The following is a 19,403-nucleotide window of genomic DNA, read 5'->3' on the forward strand; positions in this document are numbered from 1 at the left end:
TAAGCCACTCTCTATCTTCAGTATTTTTTGCTTGAGTAATAAACTGTTTTTGCAGCTTTTCGTTACTAGGTTTCTTACCTCCTGATTTGTATTTTTCTTGACAGCAAGCTAGGCTATCATTCCAAACAACACGAACACAACCAAATAGCTTTGCTAATCGATGCTTTTGTCCCGGTGTAGGATATATACGATACTTAAATCTAGCTTTCATAATTTGCTAACTATACTAACAGTATTATAACATCTTGATTGAAACATTTAGCCAATAAAAAGTCGCCCTTGAAGGGCGAGGCTTGAGACCCAATTTTTCGGTCAATGGCTAGTGCAGGATGGCGGAAATAACTGACCAGTTACAAAACCCTAAAACAATTACAAATCAATACTTTTGACTTTTAACTTTTGACTTTTAACTTCCGCGTAGCGGCGCTAGAATTACTTGAGTGTTTGACTTGTTCAAAATTTGTTTTTTTTGAGGTTATATCTCTCGGCTGAAAATTGGTAGATTTGAGGTGCTATTAACGTAAATACTGGGTTGTAGCCTTGTATTGAAGAGTCTATTCTTAGGTTTAGGCACAACATTGGCACAATATCTGATGTACTAACTATGTACCAAATCGCTGAAACAACGCAAGCTCGTGAAATATTTTGTAATAATTTTGGCAAAATTAAGCTACTTTGATTTAGATAAATAATATTAAAAGCTGATTTGATTAGTCAAAACTATATCGAGCGATCGCGATTTAGTTCTATTTTTGAAAGTCACTTTGCAATGCTCGGAAAAAGTAGAACAATAAGTAGTAATAATTTTCTAATTGCTTTGTGATACTATTAATTCCTTGGAGCGATCGCCTCTCCCAAAGAACTAGGCAAAGCATCTATTCCCCATGTCTCCATTTCTGACGAATTTTGTACCGTTTTCTTTGAGATGTTTAAAAATCTCTTCTTGTAGATTTTGTTTTTTGTTGTTCATGTTTTAAGGGAATAGTTGTAGGTTGGGTTAAGGGAGAGCGCAACCCAACAAAAACTTGTATGGATGTGAGTTTTTTAGTTAAGAGAATCAATACCTCAAGCCAACCTACAAATACTTAAATACTTTTATTTACCATGACATAAGTGCATCTATTTTACTGCGAATACGACTAAAGCCATCTGCACACTGATTAAAACAAATTACGTCAACCGTCTGGAATAGCTCTATGAACTATGACTCTCATAGCACCAAACCTCGTAGTAATTATTTGTTTACCATCAAATTTAATTACTGCTTTAGGATGATTGACTCTACTGAAACAACGCGATATTTTAGGTGTTCTAAAAGCTCAAGGAAAAAAACTTGATTTTAACTACCTGAAACATTGGCAAAATGAATTAAAAATATCTAGTGACTTACAACGAGCTTTTGATGAATCTGGCATGAGCAAAAATGATTGAAGAAGGCAGAAGGTAGAAGTAAGAAAGAAGGAAGAGGGAAGAAGGAAGAAGGATTAAATATTGAAAAAAAGAGAAAAACGATAGATATAATTAGGGTTTGCTGAAAAAGTCTTTTGGTAGGGGTAGGAGACAGGAGACAGGAGACAGGAGACAGAATAAATGGGAATTTAGAGGAGTTAGAAGGAAGAATAGTCCCTTGATTTTTCTGCCCAACTATGAGCCGAAAATACTAACTTTTTGAGTATGAATAGCTGAAAAAAAGGCACTTTTTTTGAACCCAAAAAGGCACTTGTCTTTATATGTCAATGCTTTTCGATTTAATCAGCAATCCCTAATTATTTAAAATGAACTGGAGCAGCTATTTTTCAGTATATCCGATCAATATCTACCTTTTTGTAGCATTCTTTTTTTTAATTGGTATTATCACCCCAAACAATTTTAAGCATAAGCATTTTCTGCGGAATGCTGCGCAAACAGCAGTCAGCCATCAGCTATTACTTTTAGTTTTAGTTTAGGATAAAAGCTTTATTAATTGTCTTACTACAAAAGTTGTTTCCCTTGCCCTTAAAGTCTATTTTAATTTAAACACTACTTTAAAACCCTTTAACAGTTTACCGAATAATTAATAATTAAATAATTCGCGCCTTTAAGCTTCCCCTTTTATTCCATTTATCAAAAAGAATGCTATATCTAATTGGGTGAGGAAGTGTGGGAAGTGTGGGAGGTTTGGGGAGATAAAAAGCAGGAAAAATCTATACTAACCAATTAATAATTGTCAAAAACAAACTTTTAATCTTGGTAAATATTTGACTGTTGAAGTATGGCTGAAGTATAGCATTAATGCATGGTAATTGGTATTAAGGGGAAAAAGCAGTTTTAACCAGAGATAATTATCAATTATCCATTATCAATTATCAATTAATGAATATTCCCTATTCCCTAGCGCGTAGCGCTATATAACTATCAATAACTTTCACAATATTAACCCCCATTAATTTCACATAATCATCCATATATTTAGTACCAGGAGTAAGCACAGGTAAATTTTTCCTGTAAGTAGGCAGCCAAAATTCACTATTAATACTCCAATTTTTAACAGTACTTTGATAATTTTCCAGATAGTTTTGAATCAAATACTCATAGACAAACTGTTTTCTAACACTTCGACTTTTAACTTCTTCTCGATTTCCTGGATTCAGATAATAATCAAAGTTGGCATATTTAATATCGATCGCTTTAATAGAGATTTTATTCATAATTTTATTCAGGAAATTACTAAAGCTTTGATTGATTTCTTTGAGAGAGCGGAGTCTATCTTTATCCCGAAAGAGAGACAGATAAAATATGTTGTCTTTAAGGAGATATTCAGACCCCAAAACATAATCAATAAACCGTTGAAAAAATCTATCGGCAGATAAGATGCCAAATTTAAGAGCTAGATAAAATATGTGATTCAAATTTTTCATCATTTGTAGTTGTTCGAGACTAAAGTCATCCAAAATTTCCCAATAAGAATAAAACTGATTTGGCAAGGAGTTAACTATCAGTGTATCTCCCTCAAGTTTGCAGAATTTAGCTAACTCGTTAAAAGTATGATTTTCTAGTTCTGGGTTTTGATGAATAAGGGCAATTTTTAATTGATATTTATTGCATTTGAAGGTGGTGTAGTACTGTAAGTCATTCCAATTTTTTATTTTTTCAATTTTATATGAATTTGTAGATGGGATTAAATTTGGAAGTGTGGAGTTTGAGCGATTATTTTTAGTATTAAATGAAATAATTACAGCATCGGGAAAAATATCCTTACCGTTGACATGAAAAATCTTACTCAAATCAATAATTCTGTTTTTGTAATTCAAATGAGCAATTATTTCAGAAGCAATATATCGGCTATTCAGATAACATACAAAACATGGATTTGTGTATCTGAGCAGATAAGTTAAACACATTCCCTCCCAAACACTATGAAAATTATTAAATCCCCATATTTTGCCATTTTCTACATCATCTAATTCCCCAAATAAAAATTTCTCAACTGCATCATAAAAATCCCAATAATCTATGTCTTTTAACGCCGTATAGTTATCAATTGTTTCTAAAGCATCTCTCAAAGTATTGATGATTAAGGAATAATGGTCTTCGCTAAATAGACTATATTCATACCCAATATACTTTTGCCGAAATCTAGCAGATAGAGCAGCAATTTCTGGATTAACATTTTCCCCTAATTTTTGCTTAATCTCAGTAAATATATAACAATACATTGCCACAATATCAGAAGCTTCATAAGATATTTGTTGGCGAGGTATATCAATAGAGTCAATAAAAATAGCACCATTATTCAGGAAAGTAGATTTGTGAAGATAACGATGAATTTTACTATAGTCTATAGTTTCAGATTTACTAAGACGAGAGACAAGTGCTAATATTTTCAATTCATCATAGACATCTAAAATATTATCTAAGGCATCAAGTTTGCTATAAAAAATGCTTTCTTGATTATCGTTTATGATAACTTCTTTTCCTGCTTCCTGTTTTAATACACCATCGCGGTCATTAATTTTGATATTTTTCTGCAAATATCCTTTTTCTTGATAAATATTTTGCACAATTTTCAGAACTTTATAGAGCTTGAAAAATAATTCACATTTAAAGTCAAATTTATTAATATTCGGGTCGTCCTGAGTAAATCCTTTAGGCAAATGAAAAATTAACTTACCCCTCTTTTTTTCAATGCCGACAAAAGAATATTTAGTGTTAACTCTAGGTTTTAATTCGGCAAAATTTATCATTTTTATGAGGAAGGAAAAAAGTTTTTAGTTATCTAGGAGAGAGGGAAACAAGGAAGAAGTAAAGCAGATAAATAAATTTAGGGACTAATATTAAACTCAGATAATTAGGGTTTGCTGAAAAAGTCTTATGGGTGAGGGTAGGAGTCAGGAGTTAGGAGTCAGGAGTCAGGATAAATGGGAATTACAGAGGATGTAGTAGAAAGAATTGTCCCTTAATTTTTCTGCCCAACTCTTGCCCAAAATGCTAGTTTTTTGAGCTTTCTTGAGCGAAAAGCTGGCACTTTTTTTCAACCTAATAAGGCTGAAACCTTGATATGTCAATACTTTTAGGATTAATCAGCAAGCCCTAATTAGTGATTATAAAACCAAAACATTAATTTCTTCTTCGCTTCTTATCCGCAACAAAACCACCGACTACCAAAATATCAGACTAAGCAAAAACTCCTATTGCGACATACGCAACAAAACCACCGACTGCCAAAATATCAGACTAAGCAAAAACTCCTATTGCGACATACGCAACAAAACCACCAACTACCAAAATATCAGACTAAGCAGAAACTCCTATTGCGACATACGCAACAAAACCACCAACTACCAAAATATCAGACTAAGCAGAAACTCCTATTGCGACATACGCAACAAAACCACCAACTACCAAAATATCAGACTAAGCAGAAACTCCTATTGCGACATACGCAACAAAACTACTAGACCTCTCCTAAAAATAAATAAACTAAGCAGAAATTCCTATTGCGACATACGCAACAAAACCACCGACTGCCAAAATATCAGACTAAGCAGAAATTCCTATTGCGACATACGCAACAAAGCCACTGACTGCCAAAATATCAGACTAAGCAAAAATTCTTATTGCGACATACGCAACAAAACCACCGACTACCAAAAAAATATCAAACTGAGTAAAAACTCCTATTGCGACATACGCAACAAAACCACCGACTGCCAAAAAAATATCAGACTAAGCAAAAACTCCTCATTCACAGTCATCCTCAATTCGATCGCAACGTTTACTGAGAATTAAGTATGAATAAAGAGAAAAATTATTAGATACAAGCAATAAAACTACACGAACAACGGCAGCAGTTAGTATCAACAAAAAATATAATAATTATTGCACCTGGCAGTAGTCATTTCAGTTATCAGTTATCAGTTATCAGTTATCAGTACCTCTGCAATAAGGAAACTTGACATAAGGAATATTCTCTTTTTTTATCCCCTTAAAAGGGGGAGGCTTTAGACCATAGTTTTTCGGTAAAAAAACTCAAGTGATCAAGAAATTGTTAAAGAAATTACGAGCAAAGTCAGTTATCAGTTATCAGTTATCAGTACCTCTGCAATAAGGAAACTTGACATAAGGAATATTCTCTTTTTTTATCCCCTTAAAAGGGGGAGGCTTTAGACCATAGTTTTTCGGTAAAAAAACTCAAGTGATCAAGAAATTGTTAAAGAAATTACGAGCAAAGTAAGTAAAAATTTTTATAATACTAAATTCGTTTGAAAATCTTACCGAATAATTAATTATTAATTATTAATAATTAAATTATTCTGGTTTAAATCTTTCCCTTTTAAGGGAAAAAAACAATATTCCTTATATTCAATCCTCTCGGTTTTAATCAGAGGTAATTATCAATTATCAATTATCAATTATCAATTATCAATTATCAATTATCCATTAATGAACTCTTTCCTTCTACCCTCTGCCTTTTCCTGTATTAAATATCCTCTATAAACAGCCCAAAATAAAATTAGTTAAAAAGTCAACCATTCACAAGAAATAATCGCATCAATAAAATCATCAGATAAAGCAATAAAATCAGAATAAGTAATTAATTTAATACTTTGTTTATCCACTTTTGATAATAAGTCTTCCAAAGGTCTTCTATCTCTAGGAAATACACTATCCCACAGATAAAACATTAATTTATTCTCTATAGATTCTTTAGTAACCTGATTATCTTCAGACTTCAAAAACCAAACCCCAATTTGTTTATCTTCAATACGACGAATTAAATGATGATTTACCTTAATAAAATCATTCAACTTATTCACAAAAGAAACCCATTTCTCATCCCTACCCTCGATCGCTATATCCTTAATTTTTTCTATTCCATAACCAGGCACATCCACATATTCCCAATCCCATCTCCGTTTGAAAGCACTATCTAAATAATAAATCGACTCATCCGAAGTATTAATCGTCGCAATAATTGATAAATTTCTAGGAATAGAAATTCTCTGACTTGTCAAATTTTCTAATACTCTTAAACCATCCTGATTATCACTCATTTCTAAATTCATCTTTGTCATCTTACAAAAAACATCAAAATTACTTCCATCCACTTGTATATTTTTATCAGTTGTTTGAGCATCATACCCCATAGATCCTAATAAAGCCACTATTTCTAACTCTGATAAATTGACATCATAAGTTGACCAATTATCTGTTTCTCTATCTAATAATTGAAAAATCGGACCGAATATAGCAGCAGCATTACCTCGGTTTAATTCGTCAATTACTAACAGTACATTCTCATTATTATTATTAACTAAATTTTTGTAAGCTAATCCTAATGCTCGTAAAAAATGACCTTGATAAAATTTATATATAACCGAACTACCGATAGTCTGTGGCAATAATTTGCCGACAAAATCAGCATAAGTATATTCAGGATGAAATACTGTTTTAATTGTGTTTTCTAATGATTTTGTTTGTTCATGCCATTTAATTCCCAACGAATTAGTTGCTATCTCTCGCACTTTATAACTTTTGCCTGTACCTGGACTGCCAAAGAGAATTTTTTGAATAGGTTTAGCAGTTATATTTTCGTTGTGCATAAAATATCTTGAAATATCTTGAAATCAGGAAAAATGGGTCATCTCAGTTATCAGTTATCAGTTATCAGTAACAATTTCATACTTTTTATCTATATGCTTGAATTTTTGACAAATTATTTAACACTTCTCTCTTTTTGAGTATTTATTATTTAGAATAAACTTTGAATAATTATATATAGGAATATGACTTGAGTTGTGAGATATTGCTAACTTTTAGGGAACAGGGAACAGGGAACAGAGAAGAAGAAAAAAAACAGATTATATGAATATCATAATTGCTATATTCTATACTTTTAAGGAACATCTCAATTCTCACAACTAGATTCCTGATTTATAGTAAGAATCATCGCGATATAGCAGCCAGAAATAAGTTTTTAATAAGCGTTAGTCTGAGAAAGTACATCCAAAACTTACTTATTTCAACTTTCCTTTATATATTTTTACTAAGTAGTCAAGCAAGATTAATTGTATATTTGATAGTCAGTTTCAATAGTAGGAAAAATTATTTTTAGATTGACTGCTCAAATACAAAAGTATATTTTATTCCCTATTTTCTATTCCCTGTTGTATAGAAAATATTAAAGTAACAGACAATAGGAGTAATAGTTTCAAATTTTTAACAAAATTATTTCTAACTAAAAATTGACAAAAAATAATAACGGTGCGTCACTGCGCACCGCCAGGTATGATTTATATAGCGCCTCATCAGTATGAAAATTGCTATAAATATAATCTAACTCAAAAAATAATCAGGCTAAAGATTGACGCATCGGAGTACGACCGTAAGGATGTCCCTTGTAACTAATGACAATTTGATGAGCTAACCATAAATCTAAACACCGACGCATTAATAGGTAGCGATCGCGCCAAAGCTGATGGCACTTGTCCGTAGATGGGCAGTCAATCACCATTACTACCCTAGACCCAACTAATTCACGGCTTAACTGACAACTGTCTAAATCTATAGGACTACGAGTCTGAAACCGTTCAATTGCGACAGATTCTATATTATTCATCTAAAATACTTCAGTAATTTGTAAACCGTACGAAAAAAACTGTAGAAAAATGAAACAGCTTTTATCTTGATATTGGATTAACCAATACTGGCTGTACGGCACAGCTCACTATTCCCTCGGCAGTAAATGCCCCTGGGAATTTCTTATCTTATATTTGAAGACTACCCTTAGCTTTAGCTAGGGGATAAATAAAGATCGGCAGCCAAAATGACAATGCTATAGGTCGGTACTATGTCAAAGGTACTGGCTTAACCAACTATGCCTGTTTAACCATTGAGTTCTAGAGCATGGGACTGGCAGAGCATCTCAAAATAGGAACTTTAACACTGACCTGTAACTTAGACTGCAAAGCTCTAAGGCTAGTCAGGTATTGGCTGGCAAAGACTTCGAGCAGTCTGTCCAAGCCTTTAAACTTTAGTCTTTGGGTTCCTGACTACTATCTTTATTGATTATAAAATAAATATAAAGAATTTTGGGAATAATGTAAAGCAGAAATTTATATAATTCATAGTTTTCTTGCTGTCAAAATAGATACCATTTATTCAAACAAAAGTCAAAAATAAAAAGTCAAAAGTTTTATAGCGCTACACGCTAGGGAATAGGGAGTAGGCAATAGGCAATAGCTGGACTTTTAGATTTTTTACAGTGAAAATAGCTTCAAGCCCAGTATTAGCAAGGGAAATACCTAAACTTGCTTAAAATGCCTGTTTGCGTAGCATGACCTAGGAAAACCTAGATATATCAAGAAAACTTTTGATTTAAGGTAGAAACATTGCTGTATATAAGGTTTGACCTTATTTTTAACCTTTTTTTCCTAAAGTCCAGATAGTAACCTGTTAAAGGGTTTTTCAGCTCCGCTAACAGGGTTGAGAAATGTCAAACACTTTAATGTGTAGCGCTATAATTTTACTAATGACTGATACATTATATTTCGGATAAAATGCTTGAAAATCAGTACAGATAAGGAAAAAAAAGTCTGTAGGTGAAATGAAAGTTACTCACAATGCATCAGCTTCCGATCAACGTTATCCTAATATTTAGATGTATTAAATTGTCCTTATAGTGGTACTTAGACATTTTTTGGTAAGAAAAATGCGTCAAAGTAAGTCTAGACAAGGGAATTACGTCAAAGCCTTAAAAATGGCTAGAACCCGTGCTGACCTACGGATTGATGCATTTTCGACGTAAAATCCTCTGCCCATCTATATTTGAGCCTATTTTCTGCCTTTATTTTGTGTAAGTCCCAATAGGTAAAGCAGTTGAAAGAAACGTGAGGACAGATCAAAAGCAGAAAACTCAGACAACGCCAGATTTTTCCTTCTGCCTTCTGCCTTCTGCCTTCTGCCTTCTGCCTTCCGCTATAAAACAAACATCAATCCAATCATTGGGAGGCCTCGTGTTATCTAGCCTGACAGCAACTAATTCTCGCCGAGCTGAAATAGTCGAAATTGTGTTCCGTAATGGTTGGGGCTATATGAAAACCCTCCTCACAGGGGGCAAAACTGGCGAACCAGATATACCAACACCAGAAGTTCTACGCAATATTCTGGTAGATTTAGGCCCAGTATATGTAAAGCTCGGCCAGCTACTTAGTACCCGTCCAGACTTATTACCAGCAGACTATATAAATACCTTGTCAAGTTTGCAGGCCAATGTACCAGCAGTACCTTGGTCAGAAGTGGAAATCTTAATTCGTCAACAATTATCCCAACCTCTAGAAGAAATATTTAGCGATATTAATACTGAGTGTGTAGCAGCAGGGTCTATAGCTCAAACTTATAAAGCGACCTTAAAAGACGGTACGGAAGTAGCTCTAAAAGTTCAACGTCCAGGTATTGACAGAATAATTGACAAAGATACATCCCTGTTAAAAAGTTTAGCTGAATTAGTCTCATTCACAGATTTTGGCAATGACTACGATATAGTTTCTCTTGCGGAAGAGTTTAGTGTTGCTCTGAAAGCTGAACTTGATTTCACTAAGGAAGCTGGTTATACCGATGAACTACGTCGAGACTTATCTACGAGTAAGTGGTTTGACCCCAAGCAAATAATGCTTCCGAAAGTATATTGGGAACTAACAACTCCAAAAATATTAGTTCTCGAATGGCTAAATGGTAAACCTATCTTATCTGCGAAGGTCAAAGGTATTAACAATAATGGGGATGTAGATGCAGAAAAGCAGGCACTCTCTACTTTATTATGTCGTGCTTTTTTTCAACAGTTTTATATCAATGGTTTTTTTCACGCTGATCCTCATCCTGGCAACATATTTTATCTGGAAGATGGACGTATTGCTCTACTCGACTGTGGAATGGTAGGTCGCCTCGATCCTCGCAGTCAGCAGAATTTAACGGAATTATTATTAGCGATCGTTGATCTAGATGCTAAAAGATGTACTCAGCTAACTTTAGAAATGGCAGAAGTTGCTCAACGGTCAAATTTAGCTAAGTTGGAAAATGATTACAGCAAAATGCTGCGAAAATATTACAATCTTAGCTTGTCTGAAATCAATTTTTCTGAAGTATTTTATGACATCTTACAACTGTGTCGTAACAACAAAATTAAATTACCAAGTAATTTGGGTTTATATTCTAAAACTTTAGCAAATTTAGAAGGAGTCGCTCGTAGTTTTTATCCCCAAATTAATCTTTTGGATGAGATTAAACCATTAATGACCGATTTATTTCGCCGACAATTATTAGGGGACGATCCAGTACAAACTTTATTAAGAACTGCTATTGATGTGAAGAATTTGTCTTTAGAGTCTCCTCGTCAACTAGACTTATTTTTAGACAGACTTACTTCCGAAACATTGAAGTGGAATTTGACGTTAAAAGATATTGAACCTTTGACTCGTAGTGTAAATAAGTCAGCTAATAGACTGTCTTTTAGTGTAGTGGTAGGTTCATTAATTATTGGTGCTGCTATTGTAACTGCGGGTTCTCAAAGTAGTCAGTTATCTGTGTTAAGTGAAGCTTTATTTGCAGTAGCTAGTTTTCTTGGGTTGTGGTTAATTATTAGTATTCTTCGTTCTGGTCGTTGGCGAGAGTAAATACAGTTAGAAGAAGGAAGAAGGAAGAAGGAAGAAGGCAAAGTACATGAGTCTATAGATCGATACCTTATGAGTTTTGGTCTTATATGAACCGTATTGAATTATATTTCATAATCTGAACATAATATTAGGGAGTATTTGTAGATGAATCTAAATATTCTTGATTAGTTAAATATGTTTCAATATTTTCTAGGATTTGTCTCAAATACTTCACTACATTATTTTTGATTTTTATTAGTTCATCAGCACTTTTCTCTTTGCCTACTTCGGCAAAAGATTTAATGCCATGCGCTAAATCATTTCTATTAGTCTTTACTGTCAATAAATCGCTACTATCAGTTTTTGTGTCTGCAGAAAATCCATATTTATCTGCTGTTTTTTTAATCTGTTTAGCATCAATATTTCCTGAGAATAGTTTTTTTCTATCAAATCCAACTTTAATAATATCAAGAGAGATATCTACAATTATATGATAAACTTCACTAGATCTTTTATTCTTTAGGTTTTCCAGAACAATTTTCTTTAGTTCCGGTCTAATTTTGTCGAAGGAAACATTTTGACTTTGAAGTTCATCAAATATTGCTTCAATAGCGTCTCTCATTGTGGATTATATTAAATTGTAAAGTAGTAAAAAAGCACTTGCTTTCAAAGTTTTTATTAACTCAGAATCAATTTCCTTAATTTTTGGTTTTCTTTTACCTTCCATTGCTAATTGAATAGTTCCTTGTTCTAAATTCTTGAGAAAAATAAAATACTTACTTACTTCTTTAGAACGTTCCTTAAAGTCTTGAAATAATATACTTGTCATTATTTATCTAACAATTGGTTGCGTACATATTCAATCCGCAGAATTACCTTTTTCTTTGAACTACTTGCATCACCTTTTGTGTGATTTTGAAAATTACTCTTGCTAGGATTAAGCAAATCATCTCCTCGATACTGAAGATTACTTTTTTCTCTCAAAGCAAGAGCAACACCTACAGAAAGAGATTCAAATTTAATCCTAGTAGTTGTTTGATTTAATTTTTTACCTGAACGAAAACCATTGGGAAAATTTTCTTCTACAAATTCTATCATTGTTTCAAATTCATCCCGCATTTTCTTTAAGTCTGTATTTTTATCTTTGTTAGTTTTTTCCAAAAATTTATCCAGAAATTTACTTACCCCCACTTTACTCTCAAAATTTTGATAATTATTTAAAAAGGCAAAAAAACGTAAGACAAATTCTTGAGGATCTCGTCGGGCAATAGCTGCATCAGAAAACAAACAAAGCTCTCGAAACTTGGGTAATTTTGATAATTCTTCAACTATATCGGTAAATTTTCCAGGTAATATACCTCTACGTTTTTCCATTTCATTTAACTCAACACTACCTGTATTAATCCGTTCAAACAAATCTCTTCGTGTTTCCTCATCCGCATCTTCAGTAAGTTGAATCATCCGAATAGTAGCTCTATTGAAACGTCTCTGACGAGAAAGAGGTAAATCCTCAAATCTAAAGTCATTTAATTTACCTAATTTAGATAAATTAGTCAGTTTTAACTCATTATTGATAAATTTAGCCAAAGTACGGATACGTTGCGTACCATCTATTATTTCTAAACGAGCTTCATTTTCTTCATTTTCTTCATCATTAATATCAGCAACAAATATATAAGGTATTGGTAATCCTAAAAGTACAGATTCAATAAATTTTGACTGCCGGGATTCATCCCAAGCCATTTCCCTTTGATAATCAGGAATAAATAACTCATTAGTATCGTTTTCTATTCCTTTCATATATTTCTGAGTCAGAACTTCTACTGGATATTCTTTTGTGTCATAGTCAACACGCTTTTGTTTTTCCCGAATCTCAGCTTCAGCAGTTTCTTTTTGTTCATTAGTTATTTTGGGTTTACTATTAGCAACTTTCGACTTTGATGACATATTTTTGTTTTAAGTAGTTTGTTGAAACCTAAAAGTATATTATAACAGTCGAAAGAAAGGTAAATACCTATAAAAAGCTTAAAAATCAGGCAACATTAGATTTTTCCTTGTCTTCTAGATAACTAAAACCTTCTTCCTTCTGCTATATAATTTCAGAGACCATTCATCAAGTAAACATTTCAGATAATTACAAACAAAAAATGCATATCTTCTGTAAAAAATGTTTTCTCTTTTGATATAACTGTCATTTTTTCTAGTGTCTATGAAAAATAATATCCAGTATAAATTTCACCTATTGACCGGACAGGAATCTACTATTGTTATTCTTTGATATAGCAGTCGAAGCAAAGATTAGGACAGATAAAAAGCGGAAAACTCAAACAACATAATACTTTTCCTTCTTCCTTCTTCCTTCTTCCTTCTTTCTTCTTCAGCAAGCTAGAATATATGATAGAAATAATTCTAAAATTTAAGCAATAAAGTTATGACAAACCAACAAAACCAAATTACCCAAACTTATGCTCAAGACGATGCCCAACAAATTCTGCAAATTGCCCTAGCACGTCGCTCTGAAGGAGGCGAACTAACAAGAGCACAAGTATTAGAAATTGCTCATGAGATGGGTATTTCTCCAGAAGACTTAGCAGCAGCGGAACAAGAATGGCTTTCTCACCGGAGTGAGTTTCAGGAAAAACAAGTTTTTAATCAACTTCGTCGAGACAAATTAAAGCAAAATTTGATTAAATATTGCATTGTAAATTCATTTTTACTGTTGCTGAATTTAGTAACTGCTCATACTCTTTCCTGGTCTTTACCAATTTTATTATTGTGGGGATTATGGTTAGCTTTAGATGCCTGGAAAACTTTTCAAATTGAAGGAGAAGAATATGAAAAAGCCTTTCAAAGATGGCGTTTGAAAAAACAATTAGGTCAATCTTTTGGCTCTTTAGCAAATAAAATTTTAAAAAACTTACAGTCTTGAAAATAAATGGAGATTATTCCTAAATTATAGATAGGAAAGATCGGGTTTGTTAGATTAATTAAAACCAGGGAAAATCACTCCTAATTCCTTCTCTAACAAATAAGCGATCGCTCACTTAACTTATTGAAAAAGTGAAGGCCTATTATTAGTGTTAAAATCTTAGACATCTCTGACAGTAATAAATCAAATCTCAAATCAATTATCGCACTAGATAAATCAATTATTTCTCTCTACTCCCTACTCCCTACTCCCTCTTTTCTAGAGATATCTATTTACTTTAAATAAGTAAAAAAACACCATGAGATTTATTAACCCCAAAATTGATTATGCCTTTAAAAGAATCTTCGGCTCTGACCAAAGTCAAGATATACTAATCAGCTTTTTAAATGCGATTATTTATAATGGTGAAAATACCATCAAATCTCTGACAATTATCAATCCATACACCCCCGGTCAAATTATCACTTTAAAAGAAACTTATTTAGATGTTAAAGCAGTTTTGCAAGATAATTCAATTGTGATTATTGAAATGCAAATCGCCACCACAACTGCTTTTGATAAACGAGTAGCTTATAATCTCTCAAAAACTTATGCTAATCAATTAGATAGAGGAGAACGTTACCATTTGCTAAATCCAGTAATTTCTGTGACAATAACCGATTTTATTATGTTCAGAGAAACCGAGAAAGTTGTGACTAAATTTGTCTTTAAAGAGGAAGACGAATCTTTTGAATACAAGTCTAATGTATTAAAGTTAATATTTTTATAATTGCCAAAATTTCATAAAAATTTAGCAGAACTAGAGACATTAATAGATAAGTAAATTTATTTCCTTAAAGAAACATCTTACTTAGAAACAATTCCATAAAAATTGGGAGAAGTGCCAGAGATAGAACGTGCTTTAAATATTGCAAATCAAGCCAATTTTTCTTTAGAAGAATTAGACCAAGTAGACCGACGGGGGATGGCTTTGCAAGACGAAAGAGGAAGAATAACTGCTGCTAAATCAGAAATATTAATGCGTCAACTCAACAAAAGATTTGGTGAAATTTCTAATCAGATTAGTCGCCAATTTAATTATTTATCTGCTACTGACTTAGATAATTTAGCTAAAGCTGTTTTAGATTTTAATAATTTGGATGATTTATTAATTTGGTTGGAGGAGAGAAAGTCTTTTTAATATCAGAAGAAAAAAATTAACAAGAAAACTTAAGCGTTTATACTAACGATACCAACAGAATTAATATTATACCAATTCTCAAAAGTTATGCTATCACAATCAACCTGATTTTATACATACTGTTAAAATCAACAATTGTAAATATAACAAAGTTTTAGGTATAGTAGTCGAAGGAAAAGGTACGGACATATCAAAAGCATAAAACTCAAACAACACAAGATTTTTCCTTCTTCCTTCTTCCTTCTTCCTTCTTCCTTCAAAATAAACAGAAACGATCGCCCACCTCAGTAACTAAGAGAGCGATCGCGTCAAATTTATTACTAATTTTTTGACAAAATAGCCGATATTAAACTGATGATTTACGCATCCAAAATAGAAACAGTAACTTCACCAGAATTATCATCTTCATAAACATCAAGAAATAAAGCACTAACTGTAATTGTTTCTTTGACTTCCAATGTAATCGTATCATCATACCCATTTAAAGAAGACCATGTAGCTGAAGTTTCAACATTTGTCTTCAAGTTAACAAATTTGCCACCATATATCCAGAGTAACACAAATGGTTCAGCACCCATACCACTACCATAGCTAAATGAGCCACTCTTAATCCGCAAAACATACATACCAGGATCTAAACTTGCAGATGCAGCCTCTTTCTGCAGGTTTTCCATCCATGCTTTGTCTACTAATAAACAATTCTTCTTACTATCAACAGTGAGGTTTTTCATGTTACTATCTTCTTTTTAGTTAGATTAGATGTTAGTTTTTGGCCTGTTTAAAACAGATTCAATTGGGCTTACCTACCACTATTATTATTGGAGTAAGCGTCAATCATACTATCACAATACAGTTCATAGAAAAATAATAAATTTAATTAGTTATACCATTTTGAAAAAAGAATGTTACGAATAATAAGTCTGATTAAAAGACACCTACAGTAAATATTACTTTGACAGAAAAGAGAATTTCCTAGCTCAAAACTGGTATTTAAGCCATTTATCCTGACTCCTGACTCCTAATAAATAGCCTAGTCATTTGTAGCAAACATTTATCAAAATTGGTATTAGATATTTATTAACTAAACTATTTTAAAGATAGACTCTTGCCCAAAATTTAGTCCTTCATCTTTGACATATTACTTCCAATTAGTTCGATAATAAATTATAATAACTTCTATAAAAATTAATAATTAAAGCACCCTATTGAATAAAATTCCATATAAAAAAATTAGACTAAAATCTTTCAATTTGTCGTGCTTCATCTGACAGCTTTGCTTCTTTTTGACCGATAATTCTTGCCCTACCATTTAACAAACCAATAGGAGTATCAAACAACTCTACCAATTCTGCTTTACCTGATATTATTTTCATCGTTGTTAGAGGCAACTCTTTTAATAACCATCTACTCAAACGATAAACATATTCCTTTGTTTTAAACTCTCGCATTAAATCAACACCATGGAGTTCATGCAAATATTTATTTGACTTTCCATACCTGCGCCATTGACTTTGTAAATCTTTCCAAGTTGAACGATGACGATGTTTAACTACTGCATTTTCTACAAACTTAAACTGATAAGATGTTTCTCGTAAAATACGCCAACAAATATCAGCATCTCCACCCGTTGTTAAATAAGGACGAAATAATCCTACCTCTACAAAAGCTTGCTTTCTAATAGCTAAATTAGCAGTTTGACCATAAGGACAAAATGAATTAGCTAAAGTATGTTTTTGAGAAAGAGTCTCTTGTTTATCAGCATATTTTTCTAATAAACTATCCCCAGGTAAAGCAAGTATTTCTCCCACTACAATACCAATATTAGAGTCAGAAAATGGCTGAATTAAATTTTCCAACCATTGAGGTTGAGGACGACAGTCACCATCAGTAAAAGCAAATATCTCGCTACTAGCAGCACGAATACCAGCATTACGAGCAGCATAAGAACTTTGAATTTGATTTTCAGTGACTAGACAAATTGTAATTTGATTTGACCGTGCTGCTGCTTCAATTAGTGATTTACTCTGATCGCCACTATTATTATCCACAAGTAAATACTCTACTTGGTCAGCAGGATAGGTTTGCGACCGCAGACATTCTATCAAATCTGGCAAATCTTTCTCACCATTATAAATTGGTACTATTACCGAAACTTTTGTCATTATCAGCTTTTCAATTAATAATTTATATAATGTCCGGATAATTAGACATCTCCAGAAAAGAGGCAACAGGCAACAGGCAACAGGCAACAGGGAAAAATAATTGATAATTTATGGATAAGAATTGATTTTATTTTTGATTTTTATCAAATGTCTATTAGCGATCAAAAAACTTTCTCCTTTTCTCAGTCTTCTTTCTTCCCTCCTGACTCATGACTCCTGACTTCTGACTCCTCTAACTGAGTACTTAATTTCTACAATAAGCACAAGCTAGCCAAAATTGCACTAACTAAATAAAAACATCCCACAACTTGAGTTTCCGACCAACCAGATAATTCTAAATGATGATGAAAAGGAGCCATTTTAAATAAGCGCTTCCCTACTCCATTAGGTCTTTTTGTTGCCTTGTAATAACCCACTTGAGCAATAACCGAAAGAGTCTCTATTAAAAAAATCACACTAAGAATTAATAATATCCATAGAGTATTAGTTAGTAGAGCAACTGCAGCTAAACTACCACCCAAAGCTAACGATCCTGTATCACCCATAAACACCTTAGCAGGATTGCGGTTATGAACAACAAAACCGAGACAACTACCACTCATACAACCACAAAAAATCATTAACTCCGGAGCAGTAGGAGCTAAATAAGCTCCTAACCCTAAAAATACGATCGCTCCCAAACCTCCCATCAAACCATCAACGCCATCAGTAAGATTTGTAGCATTACTTTCTGCAACCAAAACAAAACCTGCCAAAGGCCAAAATAGTAATCCTAAAGATAATTGTAGACCAAATGGTAAAGCAATATTAGTAACCGTACTAGGTTCACTCCATGCTAGCCATCCACAAAATAGCATTGCAAAACCCACCTGCAAAGCCAATTTCATTTTTGGAGATATTCCCTTATTAGACTTACGTTGCAAAATTCTCCAATCATCCAGCCAACCAATAAAACCATAAGCTAGAGTCATTGCCGATACTGCCATGACATCTGGATGAAATTTCGATAATAACAGAGCGATCGCTACTCCTACTGGTACAAAAAATATACCTCCCATAGTTGGAGTACCTGCTTTTTGTAGATGTGCTTGGGGGCCATCCTCCCGGATTATTTGTCCAGCTTTTAGTCTTCTCAGCATGGGTATAACCCAATACCCCAAACTTGCAGTTGCTAGACCACATAGAATTAGAGGTAAGCTCAGAGATTCTATACCGATAATTCGATTAGCCATGCTATCTAAAATTAGGGCAAAAGAGCTTAATCCTAAACCCAGACCCAAGAATAAATTTTCTCCCGATAAAGCAATAGATTTGCGAAAAATTAGCTTATTTTGCATAAAAAATCTCCTCCACACACACTTTTTGATACTTTAGGTTTGATTAAATAATTATCAAATTCAGCTTTTAACTGAATAGCTTTTTAGTAATCATAAATATCTATTCACCAGAGTCATCGGCATTTCCTTCTAAAACATCATCATCACTAAAATTATCATCTACAGCTATCAATTCTGAGATTTCCTCTTCCTCTTCTAGATAATTGTCTGATTCTGAAGGATCTCTAGGTAACATTCTGCCTGATGTTTCTAACCAGTCCACTATAGATGAGTCTTGTTGGGTAGGAATTACATCTGCCGGTTCATGACGAGGTATTAGAAGCAGGGAGGGGTTGTAAACTAGAACTGGTTGTGACTGAGATTGGTTATTTCTACGACTAATAACTCCTACTGGTTGTCCTACTGGTTGTTCTACCTTTGCCTCCACCATACTTGGTGACACAACTACAGGTTGTGGATTTACTGTTTCCTGTACCGTAGTTGGTTGTGGCACTACAGGTTGTGGGTTTACTGTTTCCTGTACCGTAGTTGGTTGTGGCACTACAGGTTGTGGATTTACTGTTTCCTGTACCGTAGTTGGTTGTGGCACTACAGGTTGTGGATTTACTGTTTCCTGTACCGTAGTTGGTTGTGGCACTACAGGTTGTGGATTTACTGTTTCCTGTA

Annotated in this window: 16 protein-coding genes and 1 pseudogene; 6 read left to right on the plus strand and 11 right to left on the minus strand. The window is 33.2% G+C overall.

The features are described 5' to 3' along the window. Together F6K23_RS08345 and F6K23_RS08350 are read right to left on the minus strand one after the other, a co-directional pair. On the minus strand, positions 1 to 211 hold a 211-nt coding region (locus F6K23_RS08345; RefSeq protein ID WP_293153274.1), incomplete at its 3' end, for a helix-turn-helix domain-containing protein. Between the two features lie 535 nt (positions 212 to 746). Continuing rightward, positions 747 to 875, minus strand: coding sequence for a hypothetical protein (locus F6K23_RS08350; RefSeq protein WP_293153276.1), 129 nt, complete (start codon positions 873 to 875; stop codon positions 747 to 749). A 400-nt stretch (positions 876 to 1,275) separates the two neighbouring features. Here F6K23_RS08350 and F6K23_RS08355 point away from each other — a divergent pair, with 400 nt between their 5' ends. Continuing rightward, complete coding sequence (locus F6K23_RS08355; RefSeq protein ID WP_293153278.1) at positions 1,276 to 1,431, plus strand: hypothetical protein; 156 nt, start codon at positions 1,276 to 1,278, stop codon at positions 1,429 to 1,431. Between the two features lie 932 nt (positions 1,432 to 2,363). On the opposite strand, the gene F6K23_RS08360 is transcribed toward F6K23_RS08355, so the two are convergent. After that, a complete protein-coding gene (locus tag F6K23_RS08360) occupies positions 2,364 to 4,223 on the minus strand; it encodes a hypothetical protein (protein WP_293153280.1) in 1,860 nt (619 codons plus the stop codon). A 447-nt stretch (positions 4,224 to 4,670) separates the two neighbouring features. On the opposite strand from F6K23_RS08360, the gene F6K23_RS08365 reads away from it, so the two are divergent. Continuing rightward, positions 4,671 to 4,937 carry a hypothetical protein gene (locus tag F6K23_RS08365; RefSeq protein WP_293153282.1) on the plus strand — a complete coding sequence of 89 codons (267 nt, stop codon included), beginning with the start codon at positions 4,671 to 4,673 and terminating at the stop codon, positions 4,935 to 4,937. Positions 4,938 to 5,996: 1,059 nt separating this feature from the next. Here the strand turns inward: F6K23_RS08365 and F6K23_RS08370 are convergent. Then, positions 5,997 to 7,082, minus strand: a complete 1,086-nt coding sequence (locus tag F6K23_RS08370; RefSeq protein ID WP_293153284.1) for a restriction endonuclease — start codon at positions 7,080 to 7,082, stop codon at positions 5,997 to 5,999. Between the two features lie 749 nt (positions 7,083 to 7,831). After that, positions 7,832 to 8,098: a hypothetical protein gene (locus F6K23_RS08375; protein WP_293057881.1), complete on the minus strand. Its 267-nt coding sequence runs from the start codon at positions 8,096 to 8,098 to the stop codon at positions 7,832 to 7,834. A gap of 1,396 nt (positions 8,099 to 9,494) precedes the next feature. Between F6K23_RS08375 and F6K23_RS08380 the strand changes: the two genes are divergently transcribed. Next, complete coding sequence (locus F6K23_RS08380; protein WP_293153286.1) at positions 9,495 to 11,150, plus strand: AarF/ABC1/UbiB kinase family protein; 1,656 nt, start codon at positions 9,495 to 9,497, stop codon at positions 11,148 to 11,150. Positions 11,151 to 11,277: 127 nt separating this feature from the next. Here the strand turns inward: F6K23_RS08380 and F6K23_RS08385 are convergent. Continuing rightward, positions 11,278 to 11,958 (minus strand): annotated as a pseudogene (locus F6K23_RS08385) (MAE_28990/MAE_18760 family HEPN-like nuclease). Next, on the minus strand, positions 11,958 to 13,076 hold the full coding sequence (locus F6K23_RS08390) for a DUF262 domain-containing protein (RefSeq protein WP_293153288.1): 1,119 nt from the start codon (positions 13,074 to 13,076) through the stop codon (positions 11,958 to 11,960). The pseudogene F6K23_RS08385 and the gene F6K23_RS08390 overlap by 1 nt, the downstream one beginning before the upstream one ends. Positions 13,077 to 13,560: 484 nt before the next feature. On the opposite strand from F6K23_RS08390, the gene F6K23_RS08395 reads away from it, so the two are divergent. The 3 genes from F6K23_RS08395 (at position 13,561) to F6K23_RS41620 (ending at position 15,238) form a co-directional block, all read left to right on the plus strand. After that, positions 13,561 to 14,058: a 2TM domain-containing protein gene (locus tag F6K23_RS08395; protein ID WP_293153290.1), complete on the plus strand. Its 498-nt coding sequence runs from the start codon at positions 13,561 to 13,563 to the stop codon at positions 14,056 to 14,058. Positions 14,059 to 14,356: 298 nt separating this feature from the next. After that, on the plus strand, positions 14,357 to 14,827 hold the full coding sequence (locus F6K23_RS41615) for an Rpn family recombination-promoting nuclease/putative transposase (protein WP_367267658.1): 471 nt from the start codon (positions 14,357 to 14,359) through the stop codon (positions 14,825 to 14,827). Positions 14,828 to 14,938: 111 nt separating this feature from the next. Further along, positions 14,939 to 15,238, plus strand: coding sequence for a DUF4351 domain-containing protein (locus F6K23_RS41620; RefSeq protein ID WP_367267659.1), 300 nt, complete (start codon positions 14,939 to 14,941; stop codon positions 15,236 to 15,238). A gap of 359 nt (positions 15,239 to 15,597) precedes the next feature. On the opposite strand, the gene F6K23_RS08405 is transcribed toward F6K23_RS41620, so the two are convergent. From F6K23_RS08405 to F6K23_RS41625, 4 genes are all read right to left on the minus strand, one after another. After that, on the minus strand, positions 15,598 to 15,969 hold the full coding sequence (locus F6K23_RS08405) for a hypothetical protein (protein WP_293153292.1): 372 nt from the start codon (positions 15,967 to 15,969) through the stop codon (positions 15,598 to 15,600). Positions 15,970 to 16,473: 504 nt separating this feature from the next. Beyond that, positions 16,474 to 17,400, minus strand: a complete 927-nt coding sequence (locus F6K23_RS08410) for a glycosyltransferase family 2 protein (RefSeq protein WP_287288032.1) — start codon at positions 17,398 to 17,400, stop codon at positions 16,474 to 16,476. Between the two features lie 251 nt (positions 17,401 to 17,651). After that, positions 17,652 to 18,737: a phospho-N-acetylmuramoyl-pentapeptide-transferase gene (gene mraY / locus F6K23_RS08415; RefSeq protein WP_293153301.1), complete on the minus strand. Its 1,086-nt coding sequence runs from the start codon at positions 18,735 to 18,737 to the stop codon at positions 17,652 to 17,654. 100 nt (positions 18,738 to 18,837) lie between these two features. Further along, the coding region (locus F6K23_RS41625) for a DUF3134 family protein (RefSeq protein WP_367267660.1) at positions 18,838 to 19,403 on the minus strand (566 nt) is incomplete at its 5' end.

The organism is Okeania sp. SIO2C9, assembly GCF_010672455.1.
Taxonomy (GTDB): Bacteria; Cyanobacteriota; Cyanobacteriia; order Cyanobacteriales; family Microcoleaceae; genus Okeania.

Coding starts and splice junctions, on each gene's coding strand:
- F6K23_RS08350 (WP_293153276.1), bottom strand. CDS start 875: ATGCTTTGCCTAGTTCTTTGGGAGAGGCGATCGCTCCAAGGAATTAAT.
- F6K23_RS08360 (WP_293153280.1), bottom strand. CDS start 4,223: ATGATAAATTTTGCCGAATTAAAACCTAGAGTTAACACTAAATATTCT.
- F6K23_RS08370 (WP_293153284.1), bottom strand. CDS start 7,082: ATGCACAACGAAAATATAACTGCTAAACCTATTCAAAAAATTCTCTTT.
- F6K23_RS08375 (WP_293057881.1), bottom strand. CDS start 8,098: ATGAATAATATAGAATCTGTCGCAATTGAACGGTTTCAGACTCGTAGT.
- F6K23_RS08390 (WP_293153288.1), bottom strand. CDS start 13,076: ATGTCATCAAAGTCGAAAGTTGCTAATAGTAAACCCAAAATAACTAAT.
- F6K23_RS08395 (WP_293153290.1), top strand. CDS start 13,561: ATGACAAACCAACAAAACCAAATTACCCAAACTTATGCTCAAGACGAT.
- F6K23_RS41615 (WP_367267658.1), top strand. CDS start 14,357: ATGAGATTTATTAACCCCAAAATTGATTATGCCTTTAAAAGAATCTTC.
- F6K23_RS08405 (WP_293153292.1), bottom strand. CDS start 15,969: ATGAAAAACCTCACTGTTGATAGTAAGAAGAATTGTTTATTAGTAGAC.
- F6K23_RS08410 (WP_287288032.1), bottom strand. CDS start 17,400: ATGACAAAAGTTTCGGTAATAGTACCAATTTATAATGGTGAGAAAGAT.
- mraY (WP_293153301.1), bottom strand. CDS start 18,737: ATGCAAAATAAGCTAATTTTTCGCAAATCTATTGCTTTATCGGGAGAA.